General features: G+C 65.9%; 15 protein-coding genes. 1 reads left to right on the top strand and 14 read right to left on the bottom strand.

The window, feature by feature from the left end:
• Positions 1–87: 87 nt before the first annotated feature.
• The 14 genes from GCN75_RS19345 to GCN75_RS19280 form a co-directional block, all read right to left on the bottom strand.
• Positions 88–930, bottom strand: a complete 843-nt coding sequence (locus GCN75_RS19345) for a PPK2 family polyphosphate kinase (RefSeq protein ID WP_152283877.1) — start codon at positions 928–930, stop codon at positions 88–90.
• The gene (locus GCN75_RS19340) at positions 927–1,349 is read right to left on the bottom strand and encodes a CoA-binding protein (protein ID WP_152283876.1); all 423 of its coding nucleotides are present in this window, start codon (positions 1,347–1,349) and stop codon (positions 927–929) included. The genes GCN75_RS19345 and GCN75_RS19340 overlap by 4 nt, the downstream gene beginning before the upstream one ends.
• Before the next feature lie 66 nt (positions 1,350–1,415).
• A complete protein-coding gene (locus GCN75_RS19335; RefSeq protein ID WP_152283875.1) occupies positions 1,416–2,069 on the bottom strand; it encodes a bifunctional 2-keto-4-hydroxyglutarate aldolase/2-keto-3-deoxy-6-phosphogluconate aldolase in 654 nt (217 codons plus the stop codon).
• A 13-nt stretch (positions 2,070–2,082) separates the two neighbouring features.
• Positions 2,083–2,976 (bottom strand): SMP-30/gluconolactonase/LRE family protein, encoded by an 894-nt coding sequence (locus GCN75_RS19330; protein ID WP_152283874.1) that lies wholly within the window; start codon positions 2,974–2,976, stop codon positions 2,083–2,085.
• A gap of 14 nt (positions 2,977–2,990) precedes the next feature.
• A complete protein-coding gene (gene araD / locus GCN75_RS19325; protein ID WP_152283873.1) occupies positions 2,991–4,721 on the bottom strand; it encodes an L-arabinonate dehydratase in 1,731 nt (576 codons plus the stop codon).
• Entirely contained in the window at positions 4,718–5,731 is a 1,014-nt protein-coding gene (locus GCN75_RS19320; RefSeq protein WP_152283872.1) for a 2-dehydro-3-deoxygalactonokinase, read from the bottom strand. The genes araD and GCN75_RS19320 overlap by 4 nt, the downstream gene beginning before the upstream one ends.
• Before the next feature lie 84 nt (positions 5,732–5,815).
• A complete protein-coding gene (locus tag GCN75_RS19315; protein WP_152283871.1) occupies positions 5,816–6,589 on the bottom strand; it encodes an aldose epimerase family protein in 774 nt (257 codons plus the stop codon).
• On the bottom strand, positions 6,586–7,785 hold the full coding sequence (locus GCN75_RS19310) for a XylR family transcriptional regulator (RefSeq protein ID WP_152283870.1): 1,200 nt from the start codon (positions 7,783–7,785) through the stop codon (positions 6,586–6,588). Before GCN75_RS19310 ends, GCN75_RS19315 begins: the two co-directional genes overlap by 4 nt.
• A gap of 153 nt (positions 7,786–7,938) precedes the next feature.
• Complete coding sequence (locus GCN75_RS19305) at positions 7,939–9,081, bottom strand: sugar ABC transporter permease (RefSeq protein ID WP_152257836.1); 1,143 nt, start codon at positions 9,079–9,081, stop codon at positions 7,939–7,941.
• Complete coding sequence (gene xylG / locus GCN75_RS19300) at positions 9,078–10,655, bottom strand: D-xylose ABC transporter ATP-binding protein (RefSeq protein ID WP_152283869.1); 1,578 nt, start codon at positions 10,653–10,655, stop codon at positions 9,078–9,080. Before xylG ends, GCN75_RS19305 begins: the two co-directional genes overlap by 4 nt.
• Before the next feature lie 120 nt (positions 10,656–10,775).
• Positions 10,776–11,750 carry a D-xylose ABC transporter substrate-binding protein gene (gene xylF / locus GCN75_RS19295; protein ID WP_152257858.1) on the bottom strand — a complete coding sequence of 325 codons (975 nt, stop codon included), beginning with the start codon at positions 11,748–11,750 and terminating at the stop codon, positions 10,776–10,778.
• Positions 11,751–11,842: 92 nt separating this feature from the next.
• Entirely contained in the window at positions 11,843–13,630 is a 1,788-nt protein-coding gene (locus GCN75_RS19290; protein ID WP_152283868.1) for an IlvD/Edd family dehydratase, read from the bottom strand.
• Positions 13,627–14,394: an SDR family NAD(P)-dependent oxidoreductase gene (locus GCN75_RS19285; RefSeq protein ID WP_152283867.1), complete on the bottom strand. Its 768-nt coding sequence runs from the start codon at positions 14,392–14,394 to the stop codon at positions 13,627–13,629. Before GCN75_RS19285 ends, GCN75_RS19290 begins: the two co-directional genes overlap by 4 nt.
• 28 nt (positions 14,395–14,422) lie before the next feature.
• Positions 14,423–15,583, bottom strand: a complete 1,161-nt coding sequence (locus GCN75_RS19280; protein ID WP_152283866.1) for a fumarylacetoacetate hydrolase family protein — start codon at positions 15,581–15,583, stop codon at positions 14,423–14,425.
• Between the two features lie 102 nt (positions 15,584–15,685).
• Between GCN75_RS19280 and GCN75_RS19275 the strand changes: the two genes are divergently transcribed.
• On the top strand, positions 15,686–15,964 hold the full coding sequence (locus GCN75_RS19275; RefSeq protein WP_193317567.1) for a hypothetical protein: 279 nt from the start codon (positions 15,686–15,688) through the stop codon (positions 15,962–15,964).
• Positions 15,965–15,998 lie beyond the last annotated feature (34 nt).

Below are 15,998 nucleotides of genomic sequence, written 5' to 3'. Positions count from 1 at the left end.
TCTCCGGTCTGGTTTGAATTATCGACGAGGGATACTATGCCACAGCGCGGCCGATTCCGCAGGCGCAGCGCCAAACTCCCCCAGGCGCTACTCGACCTTGAAAGACGACAGTTTCGGGTCCGGCGCCGGATATTCCAGCTTCATGCCCTGCAACGTTTCCAGCAGCAGCGAGGCCACCACCAGGTTGCGCTGGGTCTTGGAATTCGATGGCACCACGTACCAGGGCGCATGGTCGGCGTCGGTTTCGCGGATGGCCGTTTCATAGGCGCGCTGGTAGCCATCCCACTTCTTGCGCTGGGCGATATCGTTGGGATCGAACTTCCACTGGCGGTCGGGATCGTCGAGCCGCTCCTGCAGCCGTCCCCGCTGTTCGTCCTTGGAGATATGCAGGAAGATTTTCAGGATGACGGTGCCCGTTTCGCTCAGCATGCGCTCGAAATCGCGGATCTGCGCGTAGCGGCGCTGGCATTCGGCCTTGTCGATCATGTCCTGCACGCGCGTGATCAGCACATCCTCGTAATGGCTGCGGTTGAAGATGGCGATCTCGCCCTTGACGGGCACGTGCTGGTGCACGCGCCACAGGTAATCGTGCGCCAGTTCGATATCGGTGGGGCCCTTGAACGCCACGGCGCGGATGCCCATCGGGTTGATATTGCTGAAGATGGCCTTGACGGTACCGTCCTTGCCCGAGGTATCCATGCCCTGCAGGACCAGCAGCACCTTCTTTTTGTGCTGCGCGTACAGCATGCTCTGGCACTCGGCGATCTGCGCCGTCAGCGCCACGGTTTCCTCGCGGTCCAGCGCCTTGCACTGGGCCGCCGTCAGCTTCTTGTTTGCCGCCTTGGTGGCGGCGCCCAGCAGGCGCTTGCCCGCGAAATCCTCGTTCAGGTCGAAGTCCTTCCCGGCCCGGAACTGCGTGCGCGCCTTCATGCCGCCACCGCCTGCTTGCGGTGCTCGATTTTCGTGCAGTGGTCCATCACCACCTCCAGCCCCGCCGCGCGCGCCAGGCGCGCCGCCTCTTCATTGACGACCTCCAGCTGCAGCCACAGGCAGCGCGCCTGGACGGCGATGGCTTCCTCGGCGATGGGCAGAATGTCTGCCGGCTTGCGGAAGCAGTCGACGATATCGATGCGCGCCGGTGCGACGGCGACCGCCGCCTCGGTCAGGGACGCATAGGCGTGCTGGCCCAGCACCTGCTTGCCGGCGAGGGCCGGATTGACAGGCAATACGCGGTAGCCATGCTGCAGCAGGTAATCGGCCACTTCGTGGCTGGCGCGTTCGGGCTTGTCGGACATGCCGACGATGGCGATGATGCGGCTGTCTTGCAGGATGCGGGCGATGTTGGACATATTCTGTTCGTGGTTGGGCGTGCGACATTGCCCGCCTAGCGTAGCAGAATTATCCAGCGCAGGGAGCTATCCAGAAGACCTAGAAGTCCGCACGGCCGCCATCTTCGCCACGAAAGCCTGCGCGCGCGCCGTCACGGCCGCGTAATCGCCCGTGGCGCCCGGGCCACTCAGGCTGCTGCCGATGCCCACGGCCACGGCGCCGCTGGCAAACCATTCATCGAGGTTCTCCACCGTCACGCCGCCCGTGGGCATCAATGGCGCTTGCGGCAACGGCGCGCGCAGCGCCTTGATGTAGGCGGGACCGAACATCTCCGCGGGGAAGACCTTGACGATGTCGGCGCCCGCCTGCAGGGCCGTGACGATTTCCGTCGGCGTCATCGCCCCCGGCATGGCCAGCACCTGGTAGCGCTGGCACAGCGCGATGGTTTCCACGTTCACGCCGGGCGAGATGATGAACTGGGCGCCGGCCAGGATGGCGGCGCGCGCGGTCTCCGTATCGAGCACCGTGCCCGCGCCCAGCAGCACGTCATGGCCGTGGCGTTCGCGCAGGGTGCGCAGCACGCCCAGGGTGTCGGGCGTGGTGAAGGCCACTTCCAGCGCCGTGATGCCGCCGGCGATGCACGCCTCGGCGATCTGCACGGCCGCCTGCGCCGAAGGGGCGCGCACGATGCCCACCATGCCCCGTTCGAGGATGCCCTTGAAAACCAGGTGCTTTTGCATATGCTCTCTCCTGTCAGGCCGGCAGGGCGCCGAAGCGCACCTCCGGCAAGCCGCGCAAGCCAGGCTGGCGCGCATGAAACAATCCGCCGGCCAGTGGTTCGCTTTCCAGTTGTGCCGGCGTCAGGTTTTCCTGGGCCGTCGTGACGAACAGCTCGTCATAATCGGGGCCGCCCAGGCTCACGCAGCTGGGCTGCGACACGGGCAAGCCGATCGCGCGCTCGATGCTGCCGTCCGGCGCGAAGCGCAAGACCCTGCCGGCGCCCCACTGCGCGCTCCACAGGTGGTCGTGCGCATCGATGGTGGCGCCATCGGCGGCGCCAGGGCCCGGATCGAGCACGGCAAACACGCGCACCCGGCTGGCGTCGCCCCCCAGGTAATCGTCCCAGCGGTAGATCGCCTTCTTCATCGAGTCGCAAAAATACATGGCCGTGCCATCGACGCTGAAGCAAATGCTGTTCGAGATGGCGATCTGCGGCAGCGGCAAACGCTCCAGGGTCAGGTCCAGGTTGAGGCGGTAGAAGCTGGCGATGGCATCGCGGCACGGGCGTTCATCGAGCGTGCCGAAGACAAAGCGTCCCTGGCGGTCGCAGCGGCCATCGTTCAGGCGCGTCATGGGTAAGTCGTCCTCCACCGTGTGCAAGGGCGTGACGGCCCCGCTGCGCGCGTCAAACCACGCCAGCCGCGAGGCCAGTCCCAGCAGCAGCACCTCGGCATTGTCCGTCAGCGCGAAGCAGGCCAGGCGCTCGGGCATGTCCCAGCGCTGGCGTTCGCCCGTGGCCAGCACCAGCGCATGCAGCTGGCAGCCTTCGATATTCGTCCAGAAAACGCGGCCGCTGCGTTCGCACCAGCGCACGCCCTCGCCCAGGAAATCCTGCGCATCGACCAGTAATTGGGCCTGTGTCCCCATGTCTGTTCCTTCTTTCAATGTGATTCGCGCGGAACCGCCGAGCCCCGGCAGCCGACGAGGAAGTCGAGGTCCGCACCTTCGTCGGCCTGCGTCACGTGCTTGATGTACATCGACTGGTAGCCGCCCTTCATGGCCGGTGGCGGCGCGCTCCATTCTGCCCGCCGGCGCGCCAGCTCGGCCTCGTCGACGTCCAGGTGCAAGCGCCGTCCCGCCACGTCCAGCTCAATCATGTCGCCATCGCGCACCAGGGCCAGCGGCCCGCCCACGGCCGCTTCCGGCGCCACGTGCAGCACCACCGTGCCGTAGGCCGTGCCGCTCATGCGCGCGTCCGAGATACGCACCATGTCGCGCACGCCCTGCTCCAGCAGCTTCTTCGGCAATCCCATATTGCCCACTTCCGCCATGCCCGGATAGCCCTGCGGGCCGCAATTTTGCAGCACCATCACGCAGCTGGCGTCGATATCGAGCGCCGGGTCGTCGACGCGCTTTTTATAGTGCTCGATGCTGTTGAAGACGACGGCGCGGCCACGGTGCTGCATCAGCTCCGGCGAAGCGGCAGAGGGCTTGATGACGGCGCCGCGCGGGGCCAGGTTGCCATGCAGGACGGCGATGCCGCCCTCGTCCTTGAATGGCTGCGTCAGCGGCGTGATCACGTCGGGATTGAAGTTTTCCGCCTCGGCCACGTTGACGGCCATGCTGGCGCCCGTGACGGTGAGCGCCTCGCCATGCAGTTTGCCCAGCAGGTCGCGGATGATCACGGGCAGGCCGCCCGCATAGTAAAAGTCTTCCATCAGGTACTGGCCCGATGGCATCAGGTTGAGCAGGCACGGTATGTCGCGGCCCAGGCGGTCCCAGTCGGCCAGGCGCATGTCCACGCCGATGCGCCCCGCGATGGCCAGCAGGTGGATCACCGCATTCGTCGAGCCGCCGATGGCGCCGTTGACCATGATGGCGTTTTCAAACGCTTCGCGCGTGAGGATCTGCGACAGTTTCAGGTCTTCGCGCACCATGTCCACGATGCGCCGGCCCGTCAGCTGCGCCTGCAGCTTGCGGCGCGCATCGACGGCGGGAATGGCGGCGTTGCCGGGCAGGGTCACGCCCAGCGCTTCGACCATGCTGGCCATGGTTGAAGCCGTGCCCATGGTCATGCAGTGGCCGGCGGAGCGCGACATGCACGATTCGGCCTGCTTGAATTCGCTGGAGGTCATGCGCCCGGCCCGCACGTCTTCGGAAAACTTCCACACGTCCGTGCCCGAACCGATCGGTTTGCCCCGGTAATTCCCGTTCAGCATGGGGCCGCCCGACAGCACGATGGTGGGCAAGTCCACGCTGGCCGCGCCCATCAGCAGGGCCGGGGTGGTCTTGTCGCAGCCCGTCAGCAGCACCACGCCGTCGATCGGGTTGGCGCGGATCGATTCCTCGACATCCATGCTGGCCAGGTTACGGAACAGCATGGCCGTCGGGCGCAGATTCGTCTCGCCCAGCGACATCACGGGAAATTCGACGGGAAAGCCGCCCGCCTCGAGCACGCCGCGCTTGACCATCTCGGCCAGGTCGCGGAAATGGCCATTGCAGGGCGTCAGCTCGGACCAGGTATTGCAGATGCCGATGACGGGACGGCCATCGAAGGCATCGCCAGGATAACCCTGGTTCTTCATCCAGCTGCGGTGGATGAAACTGTCCTTGTCGTCGCCGCCAAACCACGCTTGCGAACGCAGCTGGAGCTGCTTTTTATTGTCACTCATACTGTCTCCTGCGGGGAAATCAAGCCGCGCGCGGCGGCGATCAGCAGCGCACCGTGGCCAGCCAGATTTGCCTGCTGCTGGTCGTCGACGATGATGCGCTTGCCATAAAAAAATCCGTGTTCTTCGATCAGCAGCCCGAGCGCCTGGCGCAGCATGGGCTTGCCGGTGATGACGAGCGGGGTATCGGGCCGCATCTGGATGGCGGTGCTGTTGCGCAGCGCCAGCAAGTCGCCGCTGAGCACTGCGCCCATCAGGAAATTGGCCCGCTCGTTGCATTCGATGGCGCTGAACTGGCCCAGGGTGCGCACGCTGAAGCAGGCGCGCGCCAGTCCCGTCTTTTGCGCCGCGGCCGCGCCGGCCAGCAGCATTTTCGGCACCAGGGTCTGCGCAAAACCGCCGTCGACCGATTGCTTGATCAGGGTGTGCTGCGTGATCGCCTGCAGCAGTTCGCCCGCGATGGTGGTGCTGCAGCCGAGGATGCGGCGCTGCTCGTCCACGCTGATCAATTTGGTATGCGAGCCGGGCATGATCAAGGTTGCCGCGCCCCGCAGCTGCAGGCGCTCGAGCAGCGCGACGACTTCCGTCTCTTCGCCGCGCATCATGTCCATCGCCTCGACGTTATGCAGGCCGACGGCACCATGTTGGTTGCGCACGCCGGGAATCAACCACAGGGGCTGCGCCAGCACGTCGGGCAAGTCCACCGCCTGCATGCCTTGCGCCAGCTGGGCCAGGCCGGCGGGCGCCGGCAAATGCGGCACTTCCTGCACGCCCATGGGCGAGGTGATCATGCCCGAGGCCAGCGCCAGGTCCACCTCGGACGGCGCGATGCGCGCGCTGGCCAGCACGCTGGCGATGGTGTCGCGCAGCGCCTGTTTCAGCGCGCCGTTATGGCCATCGATGGCGGTATTGCGCACGCCCGTTTCCAGCTGCGCCTGGGCGACGACGGCGCCTGCGCGCCACAGCAAGGTACGCGTATTGGTAGTGCCGGCATCGATGGTGAGTATGTTCATGGGCAGGTTCGCGGCGTCGGTAAGGGCAAAAATAAATGAGGGAAAAACTACCTCATGGTAGAACTGCCCCGCATATCTGACCAATCACTTATTTGGCGTCATTGATATCGGTTCGGATATGTCAAACGCATCGATATCCTGCACGCCCAAACGGTAGGCAAGCGTGAACCGCATCGCCTGCCCCGGCTGCAATTGCACGTCCTGCGCCAGCAGGGAAAAACAGCGCGCATCGGAATACAGATGGCAGCCGTCCTGGGTGCTGGAAAAACGCAGGACCCGGCCCGACGCAGGGTCGGCCACCCGCGCCGCCTCGCGCAGCTGGCCGCTGCCGGCCCAGTAGAAGTCATGCCGGAAGCCCGGCAAGTGGGCCAGCGCGGGCCAGGCCAGGCGCGAAGCGAGCGGCGCCGGCTGGCGGAAGTCGAAGGCGCTGCCCGCCACGTCGAGCGGCGCGCCGCCCGTGCCGCCGCCAGGCCAGGGCCCGTAATGGTCGGCGGCCAGGCGCAGCACATGGTCGCCCACGGCCGCATTGCGGCCCTGCAGATTGAACAGGGGCGCGGCAAGCGCAAAACGGGAAACGCCATCGGCGATGGCGGCGCAATCGAGGTGCAGGCTGCCATCGTCATCAAGGCGGTAGGCCAGGCGCACCGACAGGCCGTCCCGGGCCAGGCGCAACAGCAAGTGGCCGCCGTCCGGCGGGTCGCACTGCCAGTCCACGGGCGCATGCGCCGCAGGGGGCGCTGCGCCCAGCACGTCGGCCAGGCGGCCATAGCGGTCGGGCGCCCACCAGGCCCGCACGCTGGCATCGTGCGCGCCGATGGCCACGCGCATGCCGCGCGCATTGCGCAGCAGATGCATCATGGCGCCTGCCCGGGCGCCGGCGGCGGCCGGCTGCGCTGCTGGAATTCACGCGGCGTGCAACCGAGTTCGCGCTTGAAGACGGCATGCATGTACTGCACCGTCGTAAAGCCGCAACGCACGGCCACCTCGGCCACCTGCCCCGGCCCCCGTGCCAGCAGGGTCTTGGCCGCATCGAGCTTGAAATGCAGGATCTCGTCGTGCACGCTGCGTCCCAGCTCGTGGCGGAAGTGCGCTTCCAGCGAGGAGCGCGACACGCCCACGTAATCGGCCACCTGCTCCGTCTTGATGCCCTGGCATGCGTACTGGCGGATGAAGTGGCGCGCCTGCATCACCTGCGGGTGCTGGAAAGGCTGGTGGCGCGTGGAGGCCAGCACGTTCAGACCGGCCGGCGGCACGAGGATGCGCGTGCCGGACAGGCGCGCGCCATTGAGCATCTGGTGCAGCAAATGCGCCGCCGTGCGGCCCATTTCTTCCGTGCCCTGGATGACGGAACTGAGCGGAATGCGCGTGAGCATGCGCGCCAGCGGGTCGTTGTCGATGCCGATCAGCGCCACCTGCTCCGGCACGGCGATGCCTGCGTGCATGCACGCTTGCAGCAGCTGGCGCGCGCGCGCGTCGCTGACGGCGATGATGCCGACGGGTTTTTCCAGGCTGTTGAGCCAGGCGATCTGCTGTTCCACCGCCTCGTCCCACGACGGTGCGCTGGTGGCGACGCCCCGGTACACGTCGGCGCGCATGTGGTCGCGCTGCATCAGGGCGCAGAACGCCGTTTCGCGCTCCTGCGCCCAGCGGTTGACATCGGCCTCGGGCAGGCTGAAACAGGCAAAGCGCGTCAAGCCCGCTTCCACCAGGTGTTCATAGGCCAGCTTGATGATCTTGAAATTATCGGTCGCCACATACGGGATGCCGGCCGGGTAGTCTTCCGCGCGCGCATACGAGCCGCCCACGGCCACCACGGGCAGGCGACTGTGCGCCAGCGCCGCGCAGACGGCGGGATCGTCGAAATCGGCGATGATGCCGTCGCCCTGCCAGCGTTCGATGCCGGGCAGACGGCAGCGGAAATCCTCTTCCAGGAACAGGTCCCACGACACGCGCGTGGTGTTCAGGTAGGCGGCGATGCCCGCGATGATGTCGCGGTCATAGATCTTGTTCCCGTTGAACAGCAGCGCGATCCGGTGCGCGGTCGGTAACTTCATGCTGGTGTCTCCTCCATGTGGCGGCCAGGCCTTTCGGGGCCTCGAAAAACCGTAGCGAGCGGTCCAATATCGCCTTGAGTAGCGCAAGCGGAGGTACGCTGAGCAACGCAGAGGCGATAGTGGGACGCGCAGCAGGTTTGTCGAGGTTCCCCGCTAGCGGCGCCCTGCCCGCGTGCTGACATCGACCCACACGGCCAGGGTGAGGATACTGCCTTTCACGATCATCTGCCAGTAGGTGTCCACGTCCAGCATGGACATGCCGTTATCGAGGCTGGCCATGACCAGCGCGCCGATCAGGGCACCGTACACGGTGCCCGAGCCGCCGCGCATCGAGGTGCCGCCGATGAAGCAGGCGGCGATGGCATCGAGTTCGCTGAAGGTGCCGGCCGACGGCGAACCGGCCGCCAGGCGCCCCGTGTTGATCAGCCCCGCCAGCGCGCACATCAGGCCCATGATGCCGAAGATCCACAGCTTGACGGCTTTCACGTTGATGCCGGACAAACGCGTCGCTTCCATATTGCTGCCCACGGCGTAGATGCGGCGGCCAAACACGGTCTGGCTGGTGATGTAGCTGAACAATCCCAGCAAGGCCAGCAGCAACAGCACGGGCAGCGGGATGCCTTCATAGCCGTTCAGGGTTTGCACGAAGGCATACAGCACGGCGCCGATGACGGCCAGGCGCAAGCCGTCGGCCCAGGGCGCCGTCTGCGGCAAGCCATGCTGCGCGCGGCTGGCGCGCGCGCGCCACGTCAGGAAGGCGGCCAGCAGGAACAGGCCGATGCCCAGCGCGATGCCGGGCACCGCGGGCAGGTAGCCCTGCCCCAGGTACACGAGCGGCTCGGAAACGGGCGCGATCGTGATGCCGCCCGTGATGCCCAGCAGGATGCCGCGGTACGCCAGCATACCACCCAGGCCCACGATGAAGGACGGGATGCCCCGGTACGCCGTCAGGTAGCCATTCAGCAAGCCGATTACCAGGCCGCAACCGAGTACCGCCGCCAGGTTCAGAGCCAGCGGCCAGTGCTGCGTCACGTCCAGCACGGCGGCGATGCCGCCGAGTAGGCCCAGCAGGGAGCCGATCGACAGGTCGATCTCGCCGGCGATAATCACCAGCACCATGCCGCAGGCGAGGATGCCCGTGACGGACATCTGGCGCAGCAGGTTCGACAGATTGCGCGGCGTGAGGAAACTGCCCTCCGTCTTCCACGAAAAAAAGGCCCAGATCAGCGCCACGGCGATCAGCAGGGCCAGCATCTTGTATTGGGTGAACAGTTGTTTGATACTGTGCGGTTTCATGCTGCGGGTTCCTTGTAGGCGGTAGGGGCGGCGGGCGCCGGGTGCTGGGACAGGGCCGCCGCCAGCACGGTTTCCTGGCTCAGGCCATCGTTGATGAAGTCGCCGCGCAAGCGGCCTTCGCCCATCACCAGCACGCGGTCGGACACGCCCAGCACTTCGGCCAGTTCCGACGAGACCATGATGATGGCCACGCCCCGGTCGGCCAGCGCCAGCATCAGTTTGTAGATTTCATACTTGGCGCCCACGTCCACGCCGCGCGTGGGCTCGTCGAGGATCAGCACGCGCGGGCGCGTCAGCAGCATCTTGGCCAGCACGGCTTTTTGCTGGTTGCCGCCGGACAGGCTCGTGATGGGCAGCGACGGGCTGGCTGTTTTGAGTTCCAGCTGGGCGATCTCGCCGCGCACGGCCGCCAGTTCCGCCTCGCCATCGATGCGCGTGGCGCGCGCAAATTCTTCCAGCACGGCCAGAGTGATGTTCTGCCCCACGTCCAGGTCGGGCACGATGCCGTGGTGCTTGCGGTCTTCCGGCACCATGGCCAGGCCCATGGCGATGGCCTTTTGCGGCGAACTGGTATCGATTTGGCGGCCATCGAGCCAGACTTCGGCCTGGTACGGTCCCTGGTAGGCGCCGAACAGGGCCGAGACGAGCTCCGTGCGCCCCGCCCCCACCAGCCCCGCGATGCCGAGGATCTCGCCCTTGCGCAGGGTAAACGACACGTCGTCGACACGCTTGCGCCGCGGATTGTCAGCATCGATGCACGTCACGTGGCGCGCCTCGAACAGCACCTCGCCGATGGCGCCCTTTTGTTCTGCCGAGCGCCGCGGATACAGCTGGTTCATTTCGCGGCCCACCATCTGCGCGATGATGCGTTCCACGTTCATCTGCGCCATCGGCGTGGTGGCGATATGCTGGCCGTCGCGGATGACGACGATGGTGTCGCAGATGGCTGCCACTTCATCGAGCTTGTGCGAAATGTAGATGCAGGTGACGCCCTTGGCTTTCAGCGCGCGCAGGATATCGAGCAGCACGGCGATTTCCGATGCCGTCAGCGACGACGAGGGTTCGTCGAGAATCAGCAAACGCGCATTCTTGTTGAGCGCCTTGGCGATTTCCACCAGCTGCTGGTGGCCGCCGCCGTAATTCATCACGGGCAGCGCCACGTTCAGTTCGGGAATCTTCAGTTCGCGCAGCAGCTCGTCGGCGCGTTTGTACATGGCCGCGTAATGCATGCGCCCGCCGGGCAGGGTGAGCTCGCGGCCCATGAAGATATTCTCGGCCACGGACAGCTGCGGCACCAGCATCAGCTCCTGGTGGATGATGATGATGCCTGCGTCTTCCGTGTCGCGGATCGATTGCGCGCGCAGGGGCTGGCCATCCCACAGGATCTCGCCATCCCAGGTGCCGTGCGGGTACACGCCGGACAGCACCTTCATCAGGGTCGACTTGCCGGCGCCATTCTCGCCGCACAGGCCGATGCACTCCCCGGCCCGCACCTGCAGGTCGATGCCGTCGAGCGCGCGGACACCGCCAAACTGTTTGACGATGCCTTTCATTTCAAGCAGATAGTCGGACATGCTCACTCTCGTTGCGGATACGAAGAAGAATGTCGGATTACGCTACGCTAATCCGACCTACCGGCAAAAACGGGTCGGTCGGGTTAGCGCATAGCGCGTAACCCGACATGACACAGGCGATCAATTACCGAGCTGCGCCTTGGTATAGAAGCCATCGTCGACGAGAATGTTCACGTTTGCCTTGGTCAGCGGCGTCGGTTTCAGCAGCACCGTGCTGACCTTTTTCAAGCCGTTGTCGTAGCTGGAGTTGTAGGCCGGCTTTTCATTGCGCGCCAGCTGCACGGCCAGCTTGGCCGCTTCGGCAGCGATGGTTTTGAGCGGCTTGTAGACGGTCATCGATTGCGTGCCCGCGATTACGCGTTTCACTGCCGCCAGGTCGGCGTCCTGGCCGGAAACCGGCACCTTGCCGGCCAGTTTTTGCGCGGCCAGCGCCTGGATGGCGCCGCCGGCCGTGCCGTCGTTCGAAGCGACGATGGCGTCGATCTTGTTGCCGTTGGCCGTCAGTGCATTTTCCACGATGGACAGCGCTTCGGAGGCGCTCCAGTCCTTCACCCATTGCTGGCCGACGACCTTGATGTCGCCCTTGTCGATGAACGGTTTGAGCACCTTCATCTGGCCTTCGCGCAGCATCTTGGCGTTGTTGTCCGTCGGCGCACCACCCAGCAGGTAGTAATTGCCCTTCGGCTGCAGCTTGACCACGCCTTCGGCCTGCATCTCGCCCACTTTCTCGTTGTCGAACGAGATGTAGGCATCGATATCGGCGTTCAGGATCAGGCGGTCATACGACAGCACCTTGATGCCGGCCTTTTTCGCTTCCTTGACGGTGTTGTTGAGGACAGTGGCGTTGAACGGCACGATCACCAGCACGTCCACGCCGCGCGAAATCAGGTTCTCGATCTGCGAGATCTGGCGCTGTTCGCTGGCGTCGGCCGATTGCACGAAGACCTTGGCGCCCTGCTTTTCAGCCGCGGCGATGAAGAAATCGCGGTCGCGCGTCCAGCGCTCCACGCGCAAATCGTCGATGGAAAAGCCGATCTTCGGATTTTTCGCATCGGCCAGGGCGGCGCTGCTTGTCAATGCCAGCATGGCGGTCATGATGGCTGCACTGATGATCTTGTTCATTACGTGTCTCCTTGTTGGATTTTTTTAACGACGTTTTTTCACTACGGGTGTTGCGGCTTCAAAAATCAGTGGTTATGGCGTGGCAAGGTCTGTCCCACGGCCCGGTACTTCAGCGCCAGCTCCATGCAGGCGCCCGTTTCCAGCTGGCCCACGCTGGCGCGGTAGATTTCCTGCCATGGCGTGGCGCTGTCGTTGACTGGCGGCGGCAGCTCCGTGGCGCGGCGCGCCAGCTCCTGCGCATCGACCAGCATGTCGCACCGGCCCCCGTTCAGGTCCACGCGGATGATGTCGCCCGTGCGCAGCAAGGCCAGGCCGCCGCCCACGGCGCTTTCCGGCGAGGCGTTCAGGATCGACGGGCTGTCCGAGGTGCCCGACTGGCGCCCGTCCCCCAGGGTCGGCAAGTTCAGGATGCCCGCCTTGAGCAGCGCGTCGGGCGGCTGCATGTTGACCACCTCGGCCGAACCGGGCCAGCCCACGGGACCGGCGCCGCGCATGACCAGCATGCAGCTGTCGTCGATGCCCAGCGCCGGGTCGTTGATGCGCGCGTGGTAGTCGGACGAACCATCAAAGACGATGGCGCGCGCCTCGAACACGCCCTCGCTGCCGGGGCGCGACAGGTAGCGCTCGCGGAAAGCGGGCGAAATCACGCTGGTCTTCATGATGGCGAAATCGAACAGGTTGCCCTGCAAGGCCATGAAGCCGGCCTTTTCCTTCAGCGGCGCGGCAAACGGGCGGATCATCTCGCGGTCCGCGCTTTCGCGCCCGGCCAGGTTCTCCGCCATGCTCCGGCCCGTGACGGTGGGGCGCTGCGCGTGCAGCAAGCCCGCCTGCAGCAGCTCCCACATTACGGCCGGCACGCCGCCGGCGCGGTGGAAGCGCTCGCCCAGGTATTTGCCGGCCGGCTGCATGTTCAACAGCAGCGGCACGTCGTAGCCATGCGCCATCCAGTCGCTTGACGCCAATTCCACGCCCGCATGGCGCGCCATCGCCATCAGGTGCGGCTGGGCGTTGGTGGAGCCGCCGATGGCGGCGTTGACGATGATGGCGTCCAGGAACGCCTCGCGCGTGAGGATGCTCGACGGACGCACGTCGTCATGCGCCATGCCGACGATGCGGCGCCCCGTTTCGTAGGCGATCTGGCCCCGTTCGCGGTACGGCGCGGGAATGGCCGAGCAGCCCGTCAGGGACATGCCCAGCGCCTCGGCCAGCGCATTCATGGTCGATGCCGTGCCCATGGTGTTGCAGTGGCCGGCCGACGGCGCCGAAGCGGCGGCGATCTGCAGGAATTTGTCGTTGTCGATCAAGCCGGCGGACAGCTGGCGGCGGCCCTTCCAGATGGCCGCTCCCGAGCCCACCAGTTCGCCGTCCATCCAGCCGTCGAGCATGGGACCGCCCGACAGCACGATGGCGGGAATGTCCACCGTGGCGGCGGCCATCAGCTGGGCCGGCGTCGTCTTGTCGCAGCCCGTGGTCAGCACCACGGCGTCGATCGGGTAGCCATGCAGAATCTCCACCAGGCCCAGATACGCCAGGTTGCGGTCCAGCGCGGCCGTGGGACGGCGGCAATTCTCGAAGATCGGGTGCAGCGGGAATTCCATCGGGATGCCGCCCGCATCGCGGATGCCGTCGCGCACGCGCTGCGCCAGCTCCAGGTGGATGCGGTTGCAGGGGCTGATATCGCTGCCGCTTTGCGCAATGCCGATGATGGGGCGGCCCGAACGCAGCTCCTCGGCCGTGATCCCGTAGTTCATGAAGCGCTCCAGGTACAGCGCCGTCATGTCGATGTGCTCGGGATTGTCGAACCAGTCCTGCGAGCGGAAGCGCCGCGACGGGCGATGGGCGGGAATGTTCATGCGCCGTACCAGCCTGCGTCGACATAGTATTCGCGTCCGGCGCACTTGGCCGCGTTGTCGGATGCCAGGAACAGCGCCAGCGCCGCCACGTCGTCCGGCTCCACGCGCACCTGCAGGCATTGTCCCTGCAGGATCACGGCTTCCGCCTCCGGCGTATGCCACAGCCGCTCCTGGCGCGGCGTGCGCACGGCGCCGGGAATGATGCAGTTGACGCGGATGCCATGCACGCCCAGGTCGCGCGCCAGGCCGCGCGTCAGGCCCTCGATGCCGGCTTTCGCCGTCATGTAGATCGACAGGTTCGCTTGCGCCAGGTGCCAGGAAATCGAGCCCAGGTTGAGAATCACGCCGCGGCCCTTGGCGCGCATGGCGGGCGCCACCGCCTGCGCGCAGAAGTACTGGTGGCGCAGGTTGACGGCGATGCGCTCGTCCCAGTAGGCGGGCGTGACGTCCTGCAGCTGGTGGCGGTCGTCATTGGCCGCGTTGTTGACGAGGATATCCGTGGCGCCCGCGCTGTGTTCGATCTCGGCGAAGGTGGCTGCCAGGGCGTCCAGGTCCGTCAGGTCGCAATAGCGGAAAACGGGAGGGTGCGGCAGATGCGCCAGTTTTTCTTCCAGTGCGTGCGATGGCGCGCTGGCGATGTCGAGAAAGGTGACGTGGGCGCCCTGGCGCGCAAACGCCTCGACGATGGCCACGCCGATGCCGGTGCCGCCGCCCGTGATGACGACGCGTTGGCCTGCCAGGCTGGGATAGCTTGCATGTTGCATGGTGTCTCTCGTGATAAGAAGGGGGAAATCAGATCAGGCCGCGCTGCGCCAGGCTCCGGTACAGCGCGCGCACGCCAAACGTCCAGGGAGGGATCGCATCGCAGCGCTGCACTTCGTTGACCAGCGCGCCCAGCGCGGCGCTGGCGATGGTGACCCGGTCGCCCAGGTGGTGGGTGAAGCCGCCGCCCTGCGCGGCGCGGTCCTTCACGGGCGAGAACATCGTGCCGAGGAAAAGCATGAAGCCATCCGGATACTGGTGGTACTGCCCCGCCGTCTGGCGCACCAGGTCCAGCGGGTCGCGGCTGATCTCGCGCATGAAGCTGGCGCCTTCGAGCACGAAGCCGTCGTCCGCGCCTTCGATCAGCAGCGACACTTCCGCCTGGCGCACGGTATCGAGCGTAAAACCGTCGTCGAACAGGCGGATGAAGGGGCCGATGGCGCACGAAGCGTTGTTGTCCTTGGCCTTGCCCAGCAAGAGGGCGCTGCGCCCTTCGATGTCGCGCAGGTTGACGTCGTTGCCCAAGGTCGCCCCCAGCACCTGGCCGCGGCTGTTGACGGCCAGGACGATTTCCGGCTCCGGGTTGTTCCAGGCCGACGACGGCAGCAAGCCCACCTGCGCGCCGCAGCCAACGGAAGACATGGGCTGCGCCTTGGTAAACACTTCCGCATCGGGGCCGATCCCCACTTCCATGTATTGCGACCAGGCGCCGCGCTGCTGCAACTGCTGTTTCAGCCGCTGCGCCGCGTCCGAGCCGGGCTGCAAGGCCGACAGGTCGCTGCCCAGGGTGGCTTGCAGCGCAGCGCGCAAACTGGCAGCGCGTGCCGCGTCGCCGCCCGCCTGTTCCTCGATCACCCGTTCCAGCAGGCTGACGGCAAACGTCACGCCGCAGGCCTTGACGGCCTGCAGGTCGCACGGCGCCAGCAGCAGCGGCTGATCGGCTGGCGCGGCCAGGGCCTGCGCCATCAGCGCCTGCACGGGGCCGAGCGCAATACCGGGCGCATGGCGGGCGATATCGAGCGCGTCGCTGCGCTCGAACAGTTCCGCCACCGTCGCTGCCGTCTGCGTGATGTCGATCGCTTCGCCGCCGCGCACGGCGACGACGCAGGGACCGTCACGCCAGATACGGCCGACGAGGGTGGCCTGCGCCAGATCGGCGGGCAACAGGGAGGCGGGAGAAATCGGCTGCATGGCAAGCTTTCAAAAGAGCGTGGCGGGATGGCTGGTCTTCAAGTCCGGACCGATTCTGCGCGCCGGCCTGTGTCGCCGCAATTACGAAAATCACCAAATTGGATGATGATTATTGGTATTGCAGCGCACCAAAAAAAGCCGCCGCACGGCCTGCCTTCCTGCCCTGCCCGCACGGCTGGAAGGGGCCGCATGGCGCATTGCATCAATCTGCTGATCGATACCGTTTTGGATATCGCCGATGTGAAAAAAGTGATTGGTGGGGGATGGATGGACAAACTAGTATCAGCCGTGGCCTGCAATCGGCCATCCGCACGGAGCCCGCCCACTGGGACGACGGCCCTGGCACATTCAACTATCGAAGACGGTGGAGACCTGAAATGAAAACAACAATGAAAATGCTGACCGCGAGCCTGGC

Origin of the sequence: Janthinobacterium violaceinigrum (assembly GCF_009208555.1) — a bacterium.
In the GTDB taxonomy this organism is placed as follows: domain Bacteria; phylum Pseudomonadota; class Gammaproteobacteria; order Burkholderiales; family Burkholderiaceae_D; genus Janthinobacterium; species Janthinobacterium violaceinigrum.
Note: the sequence above shows the minus strand (reverse complement) of the source record. Positions and strands in the feature narration are given on the sequence as shown.